Below are 16,457 nucleotides of genomic sequence, written 5' to 3' on the forward strand. Positions count from 1 at the left end.
CCCAGCAATGGAAAACTCAAGTAAATGAGGTTAGATTTAGTAAACAAAACGTTGCAAATGATATGCTCGTCTAATAACGCGACAATATATACAGGATTGTATTCTCATGACCTCTAGTCACTACCAAGTCCCGGTAATTCAAACGAACTACGCTAAAATTCTGGTTCAAGTTTTTTCTGACTATGGTCTTGATTTACATCTGTTGCTCAAAGATTCCGGTTTACCGCCCGATCTCATCGAATCTGAAAGTGACTTTGTGCCGTCAGAATCCATTAAGCGTTTGATCTATCTCACGTCGGCACAACTTGGCGTATCACGGTTCACCGATATTCTTGGACTGGCATTTCGACGTCGAATCATCCCAAACGTCTTGCATCAATTTACCGAATTCGAAACCATTGGCGATGCACTAAAACAGATCAATTCAATCTTTGCCTACGACTCCCCAGGCAGCAAGGTCGAGTTTATTCAAGAACACGGTCAGAGCTGGTTTTGCAGAACCGCACCTGAAGACAATTCCCCTATGTTTCAATGGGGCGAAGCTTTCGCTGTTATTTATATCATTGAATTAATAACCATTTTATCTCAGTCGCCATGGTTACCTACTAAGGTTCGCTTACAAGGCCATGATATCGATGTCGTCAAAACACTGGTGCCAAGTAGCTGCCAACTGTTCGTTGATCAATCATCGTCGGCTGTACTTATTCCTGAAGAGATCTTACAACTCCCTATCCGTCTTACGTCTAAAGAGCTCAGTGCAAAACCGACACTTATTGAGTGGCATACCAGCTTTACCGATAGCGTTTATGAACTGCTAAAGCCGTACATGAAAGAACAAGACCTTTCTCTTGAAGAGGCGGCAGAGCTGCTTAACTTTTCATTACGGACGTTCCAACGCAAACTCAAAAATGAAAACACCACATATCGAAAGATCAAAGAGAACCTGATGTTTTCAGTAGCCTGTGAGCTGATGGAAGAAGGTCACACGCTGACCTACATTTCTAGCCAGCTCGGTTACACCAACATCTCGCATTTCTCGAGAGCCTTTAAACGGGTGTCTGGTCTTACGCCGAAGATTTACCAACGATCAATCTCGGCTTAGACTCCGCTCAATTGATTAACCAACAACAATTGGAGCAGGAATCACCGAGCTAGGGCTACACACTCTATTTCGCCCGTTACCTTTGGCGCGGTAAAGCGCCTTATCCGCACTGCGATAGGTCGCTTCGGCTTGCGCCTGTATTTCAGACACACCACAGCTCACAGTCAGGTTCAATGTTGTTCCTTTGGCAATCACTTCTTTCAATCGATACATCGCCTCAAACGCTTCTGGCAAATCAGTTTCTGGCATCAAGATAGCAAACTCCTCTCCGCCTACTCGCGCAACAATGTCGGTGTCTCGGCAGTTATTTCTCAACAGTTCAGCGACCTCTTTTAGCGCTGAATCACCTTGGTCATGACCATGATTATCATTGATAGCCTTGAAGTGATCTAAATCGATCAACGCCAGGCAAGAATGCGTGTAACCATAACGCTCCGCTAGGTTTGAGTAATGTTTTAAGTCGTTATCAAAACGGCGTCGATTCCAGCACCCTGTTAATGAATCCGTTTCCACCAGCATTCTTAATCGGCGCTCCAATATCTTGCGTCGGCTAATATCCGTAAAGGTCACCACGTACTTATTATTGTGCGGTAGGATGTCGGTTAGCTTTTCCACTACAACGTTAACGGTAAACTGCTCACCAAGTCGACTTACGCCACTCAACTCACCTTTCCATCTCTGGTTTTCCTTAAGTGAGCGAGTAATGGTCGCGATTAGGCTGTTGTTATTCATAAAGCAGAGGTCAGAAATCGGGCGAGATTCGACTTGGTCAAAGGCATAACCTGATACCCGAAAGAACTGTTGATTAACTTGTATAACCCTCAATTGACTATCGAGAACGATAAAGCCTGCGACACCATCAATGATCGCTTCCGACAAGTTACTCTTGCTTTGAGCCATTTCATGCCGATAAAGGCGTGCGGTAATGAGAGTGCTAAGTAAAAACAACGCACACACCGAAAAAACCATGGCCGTCGTAGCTGCATTACTCAGCAACCACAAGCTAAATGCCATATTGATGACAAGTGCTGACATCACGTATAGCGGCATTTTTCGGTCATAACTTAACTTGTTCATAGTTTGCTCTAGTGATGGGCGAATGACTATAATGGCTAAGTTTTGATCAAGATATTTACCATTTTACGACACATATGAATTCAAATTAAATGCCAACCAGTAAGCTCACTGACTTATGCTAATTATTGAGTAAGAAGAGTAAACTGCCACCACTGAGCGAACTGCCGTAGTTGAAGTTAATCCCAACACCGAAGTTATCAAAGAAGTAGGAATCGTAGGGGACATCGAACACCAATCCTGCGCCAAATTCATAGTAATAGTGCGTATCAAGCGGGTCAGTGAGATCCCCTGCTACGTCTATTCTTCGAAAGTTGTAGTGAATTTGAGGGTTCTTTAACGACCAAGCATCCAATGCCACATTTTGTCTGAATTCAATTTCATTGATAAAGCGTAAACCTTCAGGGTTGCCGATATCGCCATCATTGGCTTCGCCCCATCCTGTTCCATAGAAATAACGCGCTCTTGATGACACATTCCAACTTCCCCACTCTTGTTTCTGTAGGTATTTGAGTTTGACCGACGGCTCGCCAATCAATGCCCATGCAGAAGTATTCAACGCGTATCCATCGAGCTGAGATTGAAAGGCTTGAGAGTAGCTGTTTTTATATTCGTATTTATTGCGGTAGTAGAGTAAGTGAGTGCCTAGACCATAAACGATAGACCAATGTTGATTTAAATGGCTTTGAGCACCGAAAAAGCCATACAAGCCCAATACTGAGTCTTTATTAGGGTTAATTCGGCGGTCCGATGTAACATCAGATGAAATCTCAATATCCTGCTCAGACAGCGCATAAGAGCCTCGCACCGACCAAATCAAATCTAGGTCAGGATCATCGGTTTTAATCACGGAAGAATAAGGGATAGAGCCGACACTGACTTGACTTCGAGTGTCGATGGTTTTATCGGAGCCAAAACCACTGTCGTTTAGATTAATGAACGAGTTAGGATCGAAATCCACAAAACCAATAGAGACGGCATCGCTATCTGTAAGCGCAATTGAAACGGCAAATATCTTTTCCAAACGATGTTGAATCGCCTCATTGGATGCATAGGCCGAGGAAGAAATAAGGCCCGTTAAAAGTAAAGTAATAGAAGGGGGATATAGCGATTGGGGTGAAAGCATTAAGTTGACTCCATTCAAACTTATGCTTCAAGTGTAATTGGTAATTTAACTATTTCAATCAGATAGTTAATAGCGTGGTTGATACCCCTCTCAGTTCCGATTGTAAGAGTGTCGCCAAATCTATTGAGCCCCAAAGCTCTTCTACGTCTTGGATTCTAAAATGAATAATCATATGCGCCTCTGTCTAAATTGGAGTCTTATCTTGGATCATTCTGAAACCGGGAACTTACCATAATACGCCATACCCAGTGAAATGACTGTTTACAACTCTGATAGGCGAAGTGATTGTTCATAAGAACTAATTAACGCTGGATGACACGCAGGAACGCAAAAAGTGAGCCACCATGGGCTCACTTTTTAGGTCTAAACAAGATAATAAGTAGCGGAATTAGATAAAGACTCTCGCTCTAATACCAAACACCCAAGCGCTGCTTTCATTTGAAAACGCAGGATCTTTTATGTACTGGATGTCAGGCGTGACTTGGAAATGGTCACCAAACTGCATGTTGTAGTAAATCTCCGCTGTCCATTGCTCTGTGCTACCGCTTATTGCCTTCGCATCAGCTGCAAAAGAATCACCATTCACTTCCGCCCAGTTTAGCGCTACACCTAGGTTATTCGTCGGTTTTCCTAACCCGAAATATCCCATACCAACCGAGATTGATTTATCGTAAAGGGCAACATCCCCTTCAGAGAAACCACCACGAACAAACGGCATAACTTGATCAGTCATGAATTGACTCCATGAAAAGTTAACGCCCGAGCCACCTTCCGCAGCAAGGCTATTACTGTGGCGCGTATCATCACCAAAATCCCAGAAAGTCACATGGAAGTTATCGGTGTAGATCTGCTCTTGCGAAGCCGTCCAACCTAATTCCAGTGTCGTAAAGTAAGACGCATCGCTGCCAAAAGCGGTATCAAAACCATCAAGAATATCATCTGATTGACCATTTGCATCCGCGATACCACCGACGACATAAAAATTCTCGCCCAACATATGACCAGCAGAAAGCGCAAGTACACCATCATCTGGTAAGCCCATTGCGCCTGAGCCTGTCGAGAACGCCAAGTTAGTAAAACCAGACCACGGGCTTGCTAGAGCGTAAACATCTGCATAGTTCGTTACATCCTGCCAACCGACAACAATAGTGCCTTTGCCATCGTTGATTTTTTGCTTCCAATTTAAGTCCGTAACACGGAACCCTTGGTCACTGTATGCAGGGCCAATTGCACCAACATAGCCAAGCGGGCCGAATGAATAGTCTTTTGGCGCAGTATCACCATAGGCATGCCTATGTTCCACCTTCCATACCAAGCTACCTGAGTTCTGTGTGCCATTTCCTAGTAGGTGCCATGACCCGTATAGCCGTGCGACGCCGGATGATGCATTAACGCTATCGCCACCAACGCCATCTCCAGAAATAAGGCCTAAAGCAAAGTAATCTGCCCCAAATGTAAAACCATCCGCAGCAAGCTTTTCACGCCAATCCAGTTGCTGATATTTTTGTTTTGAAATTGTATTTTCAACAGAGTCTGGACCTTCAAAATTTGCGCTATAAACCGCTGGGCTCATTGACGTTGCTAGAACCATCACAGCCATACTTACTTTAGATAATCTTGAATTCATCTTGTCACCAATGCTTTTTGAGTGAGTTCTATTTTATTCATTGCTCACATTGAAAATTGTCATTTGATGACAACCATTAATTTTCTTTCTCGTAATAGTCTTCAATCATCGAAGCTTTCATTTCATAACCCATGGTGAGGTTACTTTTTCCATCGACTAAGAAAACTTCTTCAGTCACTTTGTTCGAGCTAAAGTCACCTTCTACCCATACTGGATACTGAACGTTCTGTACCTGAAAGCCTTCAGGGAAAAACACACGCACAATCTGGTTTGCTGGCGGAGGTGGCATGTGAATACATGCGCCCGCCACTGGCACTAAAAGAAACTCAATTGCGGTCATACCTTCTGAGAACTCTAAAGGCACGATGAAACCCGGAACTCGCACTTTCTTGCCGTCAAATTCTGTCGTGATAGCTTCAGCGTTCGCCTTCATGGTTTTCATGTATTCGTCACGCAGCGCGATCATTTCGTCTGCATCAACGCCCTGCTCATTTAGCGTTTTTTTGAATAATAAAGCCTGTTGTTGAGCTTGCTCTTCCTCTGATGCACTCATTGCTATCACACCTTGTAATAGACGCATTTTCTGATCGGCAAGATCTGGCATTTTTAATTTCATTTCGTGAGATTCTGAATTCAGATCTTGCCACTCAAGATTCATCGCTGTTTCAGCAAAGGTAGGTAAAGCGACGATAGTCAGTGACATCATCGATAAGATAAGAGAAAGCGTTTTTTGCATAAGGGACACCTTGAAGAGAGGTGACCTACCGAAGTAGGTCGCCTATTAAAGCTTAACTTTTAACTGAATAGTCGCGCTGTGTTACAGCGTGTTTTTGTAGACTTTGCCATCTTTCATGATGACTTTGATGGTATCGATTTCAGGACTACGCGGCTCTGCGTCAAACCATTTTTCGTTTGCACCAATCACTGTTAAGTCTTCAAGTGGGTTGCCTTCTACAATGATGATATCGGCGTATGCACCCGCTTCAATCACGCCCAACTTACCCTCTGGATATGGGTCCATCACACCAGACAACTTAACGATCTCGCCGTTTACTGATGTCATGCCTTTCAGAGTGAAGAAGTTACCAAGCTCTTTGCCCGCAAGGTAAATCGTATGGTCGGCTTGCTTAATACAAGAAACCACGTCACCAACACAGTCTGTGTGGAAGCCCCATTTAGGTTGGTATTTGTTTACGTTCGAGATGTAATCTTTGAACGCTTTGGTTGCAGATTCCGCTTTACGCTTAGATGCAGGGTTCGAGTTAATCGCTTCGATCTGTGTTAAGTAAGGGGAGAACGCAGTCATGTTGGTTGTGATGTAAGCATCTTTATCTTCCATCTTGTCAGCGATATCACCATCGAACATGAAGCCGTGCTCGATTGTTTTAACACCCGCATCCAAGTTACGCATGATCGCTTTTTTACTGTAAGCATGAGACATCACGTAAGAACCGTAAGCATCGGCAATTTCTACAGCTGCCTCAATCTCTTCCGCAGACATCGCATTCAGTTGCCAAGGGTCAAATGATGAGGCTACACCACCCGATGACATGATCTTAATTTGAGTATTGCCTTGCTTGAAGTTTTGACGCGCAGCGGCTTTGATTTCGGTAATCCCGTCAGCATTAAAGCTCACGCTATTACGAGCCATATTGGTCGATGAACCAAAGAAGTGTTGGTTAGCCGTGGTTAGATTACTGAAATCGGCGTGTGAACCCGTTGGCCCAATAAACGCGCCTGATGTGTAGAGTCTTGGCCCCGGCAACATGCCTGAGTCGATTGTTTTACGTAGGCCCGTGTTCAAACCACCCGCATCACGCCACGTGGTAAAGCCTGATTGAAACGCAGCGTTAGCGTTGACTGTTGCTCGAGCGGCCAGTTCTTCAATCGTACGGTTGTTTTCGTGGTCACTTAGATTACCACCATTCATCAGCAAGTGACCATGGCCTTCGATTAGTCCCGGCATTAACGTTTTGCCTGTGCCATCAATCACTTCAGCTTCGCCAGCCTCGATCGGGCTTGCAGAGATTTGTTTGATTAGGTTGTCTTCGACTAATACGTGATGGTCTTCGTACAATTTGTTTTCAGTACCATTGAACACATCGACGTTAGTAAATAGCGTTGATGCTGCATTTGCAGAAAGAGCAAATGAGCACGACAGAGCAACAACAGAGAGCTTTAAGCCTGCATTTTTCATTTTTACACCTTGATTCCGTTTGTTAGTGGCGTCCACTTCCCATAACGATTCCGTAACTACTAATGAGTGTTATGAGGTTTCAAAGATGTTTTTATTGGTCGTGACACTCACAAAAATCTAATCAAAATTCTGTGAAATAATCGAGGCAAAAACAACTCATCAACATTCAATAACTTAGTAGTGATACTGCCAGTCTTCAAGGTTGATAAATGGCCATTTGATGACAATAAATCATTCTGCGTTCAGGCTCCGGTTTCTGCTTACAGGCTGGAATTTTTAGTCACTGGCTAGAGCTTCACTCCGGAGCTGTTATTGCCGGATCTCTTACTGATAGCTTTGTACTGCTGCTTACCGACGTTAGCTGTGCTCTTTTCGGTACTGTCTTGGCGTCATGTTCATCTGTCTTTTAAAGGCTCGGGTAAAGTGGGAAGAATCGGAATAGCCCATCTTTGCACCAACTTGCGTGATCGATAGATCGGACTGCTCAAGCAATTCCAAAACCAGCTCAAGAACCATCTCTTCAATCAAGCTCTTGTAGACCACTCCTTCACTTTCCAGACGACGTTGAATCGTCCTAACGTGGATATTAAGAATCTCAGAAGCCAAGCTAATCGGGAGTTTCCCCATCGTGAGGTAAGGCTTGATCACCAACTTGAAGGCATTGAGAAACGTACTAGGTAAAGGGGCGGTTGGCTCAAGTACCTCAGCAACCTTTGGCAAGACAATCGGCGCAAGCATGATTTCTTCTGGAATTTCAAAGGCCGTAACGGGTCTCTGTGTATAAAATTGAGCAGTGCCCATTTGTGGAAGAGATTGAAAACATTCGAGATCGCCACTTTGAATGCCAACCTCAGACGGCTTCCAACGTCCTTGCGTTAATACTGAAAGTAGCTCGTTTATGAAAATGACAGAGAACAATTCGGCGAACTTAAACCAAGGCGCGTTCGTAAATGGCTTCTCGCGAACAAACCACCACTTACCACCTGCGTGTTTGGTATAGACATGAGCCCCATTGGATACCAACTTTAACTGTTCACCAAATTGATCGAGTGCACTTTTCAGCGAATCCTTTTGGTTCAGTTTTGCCACAAACCTTGGTACATAAATTTGCTTGCAAAAGCTCCACATAAACAACGAGAACTCCTCTCTCGACGCCGACTCCCCCATAATCTTGACCACATTTTTTATGGTGGTCTCTGGGAGGTAATCGTAATGGTCATTGCTGGTGAGAATGTCATTGGGGATTTTGGCACTGCGTAACAAGGTGTAGATTTCACCATCGATATGTTTGAACAGTTCCGCAAACAGCTCTACTTCCTTCTTATCAACCACTGTCATTATCTGAGAGGTATTTGGCATCCTTTCCTCTTAATCTGTTCTTTCAAGAACTCTAATTATCACCTTCTTTAAGATAGCAGAACAAACGACGAGTTACCTAGGCCTACTAACCGAATGTCTCTGTCAAAATAACGAATAAACAAACGGTTAGTAGTTAAACACGTGTTTACTGACTTGGTAGATTACTGAACGGCTAGATCCGCTCGGCGTACCCATAATGCTCGGACATGATCGTAAATCAGATTAAACACAAACGCGTAAATGGTAATAAAAATGGTCACGCCGATATCCATCAAAAATGCCCGCCATAACCCCACATTAAGCAAGTATGCCATCACAGGGATCGTCGCTATCAACAAGCCAGCCTCAAATAGCACGACATGAAAAACACGTAACTTGAGTGAACGCTTGGATTTTTCACCCGTGAAATAACGATCGAAAATACGGTTAAAACAGTAGTTCCAAATCATCGCGATGGTCGCAACAACTATCATGGTTCCTGATAAGGCATTTACATCGTGCTCAGTAAATATCGCTAAACCTATAATTGACAGTGTGACAGCCAATACTTCAAATAATACAGAGTGAAACACTCTTTCTAAGGTACTCATACATTCCTCTAAATAATCTAATGCGTGTTGGATTAGCCGAGATTATGTCACCGGAAACAATAAGAGAAAGTTAACAGCCATCACGATTAGTGATAACTTAAGCATGAATAACCCATTTTGTATTGAGCGAGAGATAGCATGTACAGTTTTGAGCAACTAAAAGTCTTCGTCACAGTGTGTGAAAGTGGCTCTTTCTCTGCCGCCGCACGCAAGTTGAAACGCGCTCAATCCGGCGTCAGCCAGTCGATCGCCAATCTAGAAATCGCCATCGACCAAGAGCTGTTTAACCGAGAGAAAAACATCCCCGTTTTGACCAATACAGGTAAAGCGCTATTGCCTGTGGCTAAGTCGATTCTTGACCAGCAAAAGTATTTCGATCAAAAAGTAGAATCCCTGACACAGGAAGATGAGCACGAACTGATCATTGCCATTGACGAAAGCATCATAGATAAAAATTTCATCAAGATAATCAGCTCACTAGCCGATCAGTTTCCAATCACACACTTCGATATCATTACCACCTCAACCTTTGATGTTGAAGATCTAGTAAGACGCGGAAAAGCACAGATTGGCATCATCTACGCGGACGGTGAGCTTAAGGTTGATATGGATTTCTTCTTGCTGGGCCAAGCGCGTTTCCTAACCGTTAGTTCAGCCACTCACGAACTGAGTCACATGGCCGTAGTACAAGACTCAGACCTCAAGCGCTATCGCCAATGTGTGCATCGTAGTTCAAAACAGCGCGAACTGTGGTTCACCTACGGTATTAGCTCGATGCTTTGGTATGCGAACAACCACAAGACCATTGTTGATCTCGTTGAACAGAACGTCGGTTGGGCAAATGTGCCCGAAATGATGGTGATGGAAGGCATTCACAAAGGCGATCTTGTGGCATTGCCTGTCTCACACGAGCATGGTGGTTGGATTACTCCTGTGGGTTGTTTAGTTTCTCGCAGCCACATCAATGGCCCAGTTCTCACCAGCCTTATTGAGCAGCTTAAGGGACACTCACTGCAATACAATCAATGGCAGGCAAACTAACCTCCCCTATTCTTCACACATCGTCCATTCAGAGATTCAATATCGGCGTGCAACTCACCACAGCTACCTCATTTCTGCTTATCTTGCCGATAAATATCTTTGTCGTCTGGATAAAACACCCTAGTTGATGTCCAAAAGTGACCTAACTACACTGCGATCCCAACGGGTTTATCTTTTCAAACAAATTTAGACAGACCCAAATCGCTCTTTAACACCACTGACCCAACTTCAAGTCTCTCAGATAAACGCTCTGCCTTGCAGTCGCTTATTCCAGTTTCAAATAGATCACTTTTTGAATATTAATTCGCCCCAGTTTATGAGCGCTCATCGAGTGCTTTTTTATATCTAAATGAACCTTTTGGAAAATTTGTCGTGAACGTTTTAAGAAATATTTGCCCTGAGAAAATGGGTAAAGAGCGTAACAAACGAGAGTATGATTTACGCGTACTTAATTGTGTCAGTGAAAGCGAATATGAATCGCGTATGGCGGTTTGGAATAGTCTAGCGTTAACTGCTACTCCGTCAGCTTCGGAAACAAAGGGCTTCATCGATGAGTCTTTCAACAAGCTTCAACAAGACCTGAAAGAAGCTAGCCGTGAGTTGTCGATAAACTACACGGACTTCATCGCAATGGCGCATGAAGAGATCAACTACATTAAGGTGTTTGTTGCTGATAAAACCGCACAATACGGTTGGTACGCTGCGATCGTTCTTATGATCATCGGCACCGTTGCTCTGTGTATTCAATAGACCCAACAGTGTGTTAGATAGAGCACCTTAAATGCTCAGTCGATAAGCACATCTACCACTACTTTGTACTGGTGCTTTCACTAGAAAACAGATGACTAGCCTCATTTGTTTTCTAGTCTATAACCTCTTCACTCTCCCATTAGAGATAGTAAGTCTTGGGTCGCTTCTTTAGGGCTTTCAGCGTGACATATCGCCGACACCAAAGCCAAGCCGTGAATACCCGTCTGAACCAACTGCGGAATGTTCGACTCGTTGATGCCACCGATACCCACAATCGGCAGTTTGGTCGTTTCTAACGCTATTTGAATGCCTTCGTAACCCCAGTGTTTCTTTAGATTTGTCTTGGTAGGTGTCGCGAAAATCGCACTAAGGCCAATGTAATCAATCGGCAAACTATCGGCTTCTTGTAACTGCTGCTCAGTCTCAATCGACAAACCAAGAATCTTATCAGGGCCAATCAGCTTGCGTGCTAACGCGGCAGGCATATCCGATTGCCCCAAGTGCAAACCATCGGCATCAACGGCCAATGCCACATCAACTCGATCATTAATGATCAACGGCACACCTGAACCAGACAAAATCGACTTAACGGCCTGCGCTCGTTCAATAAAAGCTCTCACATCTCCATGCTTCTCTCTTACTTGAACCATAGTGACACCACCAGCGATTGCTTGTTCAACCACGAACTTAAGCGTTTCTAAATCTTGTTGGTCATCCGTTACTAAGTAGAGCTTATAAGGGTTCATATCGTGCCTTTGGAGTCGGAGTCTAAATTGAGTTGCTACCATTTTACCGACAATTCGCATCATGTGCATGGAAGTTAATACTAAATTAGCTCAATTAAGCGCGCACCATTGAATATACAACTCGTTGAAAGCATACCGAAAATCCTGAAATTTTTAACGAAAGCGTTACTTATTACACAAACTATTCACTTAAGCCTACCCAGAACGCTGTTTTATGGAATACTTCGCTATGAAGGAATCAGGTAAATATAGGGATAGTTATGCGCCACCTTTCTATAGCGCTCAAGATCAAGCTGGGTTATGCCATCTGCTTGCTCTTTTTCGTCATTTCAGGCTTTGTGAGTTACAAAGGTATCCAAACCTTGTCGAACGGCTTCAGCCAATACAGTGAACTCAGCCATAAAGCGACACTCTCAGGCAACATTCAAGTGCACTTTCTTCAGGTGCGTTTGGCTTCTGAACGTTACTTAGAGTCATTGGATGAACAGTACGAAACGAATTATCAATCAAGTAAACTCGCGATTGATGAACTGCTGAACAACTTAATCCAAACCACCACCAACACCGATAGCTTGTCGAGCCTGCAATTAGTGCAAGACAGCGTTGCGGCCTTTGATGTGGCTTATGGGTCAATGAAACAGAGTGAGCTCCTCATTGAACAACTGGTAAACGTTGAGATGGTCAAACGAGAGACCAACGCACTGAAAGCTGCTCAGAGCTTGTTGTATGAGTCTTACAATAACAATGATCCAAACGCGAGCTTATACGCCGGCATGTTGATGGAGAACTTCCTCGCAGCCAAGATCACCGTGCTCAGTTACTCAAACAACAACGACCTCAAAACCTATGAAGCGGGCAAAGATATCTTTGAATACGCGCTACCAGGTATCGAAGGCGACATTGAATCTCTCAAATCCTCACCTTATCAAAGTGAGCTGATTGAAGACTTCTCGAACCAACGCGAAGCGTATGCAAAGGGCTTTGAGCAAGTTCATCAACAAATGATTGAGAACACTCAAAGAACCGCTACCCTCGCCTCTATTGGCGACAGTTTAGCGATTGCGGTCGCCGATGCTCAAAGTATTCTTGAACAACAAAAGCAAGCGCTCACGCCTGTACTGCAAGCCAGTGAAAAGCGCTCGATTCAAATCATTATATTGCTGACAGGAGTTGCCTTAGTTATTGGCATGACGAGCGCCGTGTTGGTGACTCGCTCTATTACCACAGGCATCGCGCAGGTTAAACAAATCACCAACGAACTTTCTCAGGGCAATCTGAATGTTGAAGTGAACATTGAGAGCAAGAACGAGATTGGTGAACTGCTAACCAACATGGAGATCACCATTGAGTCTCTGCGCGATATTGTTGGCCAAGTGAACCGCTCTAGTGTGCGTATTGGCGAGATGTCAGAGTCGCTTAACCAGGTGACCAATAATAGCTCGACCAACGCAACACAGTTGAACAGCGAAATGCTCAATATCTCTTCTGCCGTTGATCAATTGGCTTCCAGCACATCAGAAATTGCTGCAAGTGCTAACCACGCCTCTCAAGTTGCCAACCAAGCAACCGAGAATGTGGCGATGGGACTCAAAGAAGTAGACAAAACACTGCATGAGATTGGCAGTGCCGATGAAAGCATGCAGGTCAGTAGCCAGAAAGTGACGGACCTACATAAAGAGTCGATGAACATTGGTGCCATTCTTGAAGTAATCAAAGGCGTTTCTGAACAAACCAACCTACTGGCATTGAATGCGGCTATTGAAGCAGCGCGTGCAGGTGAGCAAGGTCGAGGGTTTGCTGTCGTAGCGGATGAAGTAAGAACTCTCGCTAAGCGTACTCAAGATTCTGCAAGCCAGATCGATGAACTCATCACCTCGCTACAGCGCGGTGCTAAAGACGCACTCGAGTCGATCAAAGAGAGCCACAGCACGGTTTCCGATGCTTCGACTCAGGCACAGCAAGCCTCTCAGAATTTGCATGTGATTAACCAACACATCCAGGATTTGAATCAGGCCAACAGCCAAATCGCGATATCCGTCGATGAGCAGGACTGCTTAACCAAATCACTGGGTGAAAATGCGCAAGGTGCCAATACTATCGCACAAAGTAACCAAGAGTCTGTAAGCAGTATTTCTGGCGCAGCGAGCGACTTAACTGAGGTTGCTCATCACCTAGAGAGCCAAGTGAATCGATTTAGAACCTAGCATAAGCTGCTTTATCACAGCTGACATAGTTCTGAGTCACAAACAAAAAGCCCCCTACACATAAGTGTCGGGGGCTTTCTTTTAGTTAAAAGCTTTAAATTAAGAGCCATTAACTTCGAACTATCAGTTTTGAGCTTAGAACTAGATTAAGCCTACTGAATCTTCAGACGCTGAATCAGTGTCTCTTCATCTAGTTGATACAACTCATCAAGCAAGTTCATTTGCAAGCTACCTGGGCCACGAGAGTTCTCAGCCGCGATTTCGCCAACCACACCCAACACCGCTGCAGCAGCCAAACCACTTTCATCACCGACAGCAGCAAACGCGCCCGCCAAAGTAGTTAAGGTACAACCCATGCCCGTCACATACGGCATCATTGGGTGCCCGTTATTTAACGTCACAACACTGTCTTTCGTGACAACGTAATCCGTCTCACCAGAAATCACCACATTTGCGCCATATTCAGCCACTAAGCATTGCGCTGCGCCTAATGCAGCATCACTGCTATCTAGTGCATCAACGCCTTTGCTCTGTGCTTGCTCACCCGCTAACGCGATAATCTCAGACGCGTTACCACGAATGATCAACTTATCCGCTAAACGTGCGATTTCACGAGAAGTCTCAGTTCGCAGCGTACTTGCACCACAACCCACAGGGTCAAGAACCACCACCTTGTTGTTCGTGTTTGCTTGTTCTACCGCGAAGCGCATTCTTGGCGTCCAAACGCTGTCTAACGTGCCAATGTTAATCACCAAAGCGCCATAGAATGACATCATCTCAGCCAGTTCTTGTTGTGAGTGTGCCATGATAGGCGAAGCGCCAATTGCCAATAACGCATTGGCCGTGTTGTTCATCACGACGTAGTTGGTGATGTTTACAACCAACGGTTTTTGCTCTCGAACTGCGCGCAGTGATTGGATGATTTGTTCAGTTAGCATGGATTAATCCTTATTCGTGAAAATCGCTTTTAAGCCGCTGTTGAGTCATTAAGTGCATTCAGACCTTGCTGCCAGAAAGCCACTTCCATACGTGTTGCGGTTTTGAAGATATGAACGATGTTCTGACCGCGCTCGTTGTTAATATCAATCTCAGCCAGTAGCTGATTGAAATATTCCGCGCCCGTTGCCACGCCAGACTGGAACTCTTCGCCGCCGTAAAGCTGAAGCCAGCTTGCGTATGGGTTACCTTCCAAAACAGTATCACTGCTTTCTAACAGCGCTTTACCAATCACAGCATAACCAATTGAACATGGAGCCAGTGCCGCATAAAGATCAACAAGATCACCCGTCATACCTGCATCTAGAACGTAGCGCGTGTAAGCAACTGTGCCGAAATCTTCAGGTTCGTTTTCTAAATCCGATTCCGTCAAACCCCACTGACCACAGTAAGTCACATGGTGAGAGATTTCAGAATCTAATAAAGCATGAACACTTGGCAGTGCACGACGCATATCAGCCAGTGTTTTTGCCTTGTAAATCGCCAATGCATAAGCGCGAGCATACTGCTTCAAAAACAGAAAATCTTGTTTTAGGTAATGCAGAAAACACGGCTGAGCGAGAGTGCCGTTTGCCAGCGCTTTAACAAAATCATGCTCAGTGTAGTCTTGCCAATCTTGTTGACAGGCTTGGATTAAGTCTTGGTATTTCATGAGATTCCTTAGTCAAAAGTCGGTACGTAGTCAGCGGCTTTTGGTAGTGATTTAATAATACCTTTGTCAAACATGAACTGCGCGTAATCATCGTAACGCTTCATATCTACTGCAGAAGGGCGAAGTGCGAAACGGGTTAGTGTGTCGTTCCATGCGCGTTGGTTAAGCTCGTTGTTCAACGTATCTGGTGAATACGCCACAAACTCGCTCCATGACTCTTTTGGATGGTTCACGATGTAAGTCGTTGCTTGTTCCAATGCTTTGTTGAACGCTTTGATCGCTTCATCGTCGTGCTGCTTTGCGTTCGCCACAAAGATAAGCTCATCGTAAGCTGGCACACCGTGCTCTTCTGGGAAAAACGCTTTGGCTTTAAAGCCTTCAAGAGCTAACTGGTTAGTTTCGAAGTTACGTAAGCCACCCCAGATTGCGTCTACCTTGCCTGATGCCAATGAAGATGAAAGTGCCCAACCAACATTGATGGTTTGCACATCTGTAAAAGCAACGTTTTCTTGCGCTAACATAGTGCCGATAGTCGCTTCTTCGTTGCCAGCAATCGCAATACCGATTTTTTTACCTTTAAGATCCGCTAGCGAATCGTTCTTGCCGTTATCCAGTACCATTAGTGTGTTCAGTGGCGTCGCGATAAGAGTTGATGCACGAACGAGAGGCAAGCCTGCCGCCACATCCATGGTTAAACTTGGTTGGTAAGTTACCGCTAAATCGACCTTACCTGCCGCAACCAATTTTGCTGGCGTGCTTGGGTCAGCGGGCTCTTGAATTTCAATCTCTAAGCCTTGATCAGCAAAGTAGCCACGCTCTTGAGCGATCACAATCGGGCCATGGTTCGGGTTCACAAACCAATCCAACATCAGTGTCAGTTTCTTTTGTTCAGAATCCGCCAATGCATGACCTGAAACCAATGAAGCAAGCAGTGCCACTGCACCTACCAATTTGGTATTTTTCATAGTTAACCTTTCCTTTTGAATATTATTA

The 16,457-nt window shown here is 44.6% G+C and carries 15 protein-coding genes; 4 read left to right on the forward strand and 11 right to left on the reverse strand.

Going from position 1 to position 16,457, the window contains the following annotated elements; all coding sequences use genetic code 11:
- Positions 1 to 106 precede the first annotated feature (106 nt).
- A complete protein-coding gene (locus tag CWO08_RS00225; protein ID WP_108019395.1) occupies positions 107 to 1,102 on the forward strand; it encodes an AraC family transcriptional regulator in 996 nt (331 codons plus the stop codon).
- 15 nt (positions 1,103 to 1,117) lie between these two features.
- On the opposite strand, the gene CWO08_RS00230 is transcribed toward CWO08_RS00225, so the two are convergent.
- The 7 genes from CWO08_RS00230 to CWO08_RS00260 all read right to left on the reverse strand — a co-directional run bounded on the left by CWO08_RS00230 (position 1,118) and on the right by CWO08_RS00260 (position 9,075).
- The gene (locus CWO08_RS00230) at positions 1,118 to 2,179 is read right to left on the reverse strand and encodes a GGDEF domain-containing protein (RefSeq protein WP_108019397.1); all 1,062 of its coding nucleotides are present in this window, start codon (positions 2,177 to 2,179) and stop codon (positions 1,118 to 1,120) included.
- A 118-nt stretch (positions 2,180 to 2,297) separates the two neighbouring features.
- A complete protein-coding gene (locus CWO08_RS00235; RefSeq protein ID WP_108019399.1) occupies positions 2,298 to 3,302 on the reverse strand; it encodes a Solitary outer membrane autotransporter beta-barrel domain in 1,005 nt (334 codons plus the stop codon).
- Positions 3,303 to 3,690: 388 nt separating this feature from the next.
- Positions 3,691 to 4,929 carry a carbohydrate porin gene (locus tag CWO08_RS00240; protein ID WP_258185268.1) on the reverse strand — a complete coding sequence of 413 codons (1,239 nt, stop codon included), beginning with the start codon at positions 4,927 to 4,929 and terminating at the stop codon, positions 3,691 to 3,693.
- A gap of 76 nt (positions 4,930 to 5,005) precedes the next feature.
- Positions 5,006 to 5,665 (reverse strand): DUF3299 domain-containing protein, encoded by a 660-nt coding sequence (locus tag CWO08_RS00245; RefSeq protein ID WP_108019401.1) that lies wholly within the window; start codon positions 5,663 to 5,665, stop codon positions 5,006 to 5,008.
- A gap of 81 nt (positions 5,666 to 5,746) precedes the next feature.
- Positions 5,747 to 7,126, reverse strand: coding sequence for an amidohydrolase family protein (locus tag CWO08_RS00250; RefSeq protein ID WP_108019403.1), 1,380 nt, complete (start codon positions 7,124 to 7,126; stop codon positions 5,747 to 5,749).
- A gap of 357 nt (positions 7,127 to 7,483) precedes the next feature.
- Entirely contained in the window at positions 7,484 to 8,464 is a 981-nt protein-coding gene (locus CWO08_RS00255) for a helix-turn-helix transcriptional regulator (RefSeq protein ID WP_107898479.1), read from the reverse strand.
- A gap of 182 nt (positions 8,465 to 8,646) precedes the next feature.
- The gene (locus CWO08_RS00260; RefSeq protein ID WP_108019405.1) at positions 8,647 to 9,075 is read right to left on the reverse strand and encodes a PACE efflux transporter; all 429 of its coding nucleotides are present in this window, start codon (positions 9,073 to 9,075) and stop codon (positions 8,647 to 8,649) included.
- A gap of 138 nt (positions 9,076 to 9,213) precedes the next feature.
- On the opposite strand from CWO08_RS00260, the gene CWO08_RS00265 reads away from it, so the two are divergent.
- Both CWO08_RS00265 and CWO08_RS00270 read left to right on the forward strand, forming a co-directional pair.
- Positions 9,214 to 10,116: a LysR family transcriptional regulator gene (locus CWO08_RS00265; RefSeq protein ID WP_108019407.1), complete on the forward strand. Its 903-nt coding sequence runs from the start codon at positions 9,214 to 9,216 to the stop codon at positions 10,114 to 10,116.
- 405 nt (positions 10,117 to 10,521) lie between these two features.
- Entirely contained in the window at positions 10,522 to 10,866 is a 345-nt protein-coding gene (locus CWO08_RS00270; protein ID WP_048659932.1) for a hypothetical protein, read from the forward strand.
- Between the two features lie 128 nt (positions 10,867 to 10,994).
- Here the strand turns inward: CWO08_RS00270 and thiE are convergent, their stop codons facing one another.
- A complete protein-coding gene (gene thiE, locus CWO08_RS00275) occupies positions 10,995 to 11,612 on the reverse strand; it encodes a thiamine phosphate synthase (protein WP_048659931.1) in 618 nt (205 codons plus the stop codon).
- Between the two features lie 260 nt (positions 11,613 to 11,872).
- Here thiE and CWO08_RS00280 point away from each other — a divergent pair, with 260 nt between their 5' ends.
- The gene (locus tag CWO08_RS00280) at positions 11,873 to 13,816 is read left to right on the forward strand and encodes a methyl-accepting chemotaxis protein (RefSeq protein ID WP_048659930.1); all 1,944 of its coding nucleotides are present in this window, start codon (positions 11,873 to 11,875) and stop codon (positions 13,814 to 13,816) included.
- A 152-nt stretch (positions 13,817 to 13,968) separates the two neighbouring features.
- Here CWO08_RS00280 and thiM read toward each other — a convergent pair whose 3' ends face one another.
- Genes thiM through CWO08_RS00295 form a run of 3 tightly spaced genes read right to left on the reverse strand, consistent with a single transcriptional unit; the run spans position 13,969 to position 16,429 of the window.
- Complete coding sequence (thiM, locus tag CWO08_RS00285) at positions 13,969 to 14,754, reverse strand: hydroxyethylthiazole kinase (RefSeq protein ID WP_108019409.1); 786 nt, start codon at positions 14,752 to 14,754, stop codon at positions 13,969 to 13,971.
- A 29-nt stretch (positions 14,755 to 14,783) separates the two neighbouring features.
- Entirely contained in the window at positions 14,784 to 15,464 is a 681-nt protein-coding gene (gene tenA, locus CWO08_RS00290; protein WP_102432295.1) for a thiaminase II, read from the reverse strand.
- An 8-nt stretch (positions 15,465 to 15,472) separates the two neighbouring features.
- Positions 15,473 to 16,429, reverse strand: a complete 957-nt coding sequence (locus tag CWO08_RS00295; protein WP_048659927.1) for an ABC transporter substrate-binding protein — start codon at positions 16,427 to 16,429, stop codon at positions 15,473 to 15,475.
- Positions 16,430 to 16,457 lie beyond the last annotated feature (28 nt).

It is taken from the genome of Vibrio sp. 10N.286.48.B8 (assembly GCF_003050085.1).
GTDB lineage: Bacteria > Pseudomonadota > Gammaproteobacteria > Enterobacterales > Vibrionaceae > Vibrio > Vibrio crassostreae.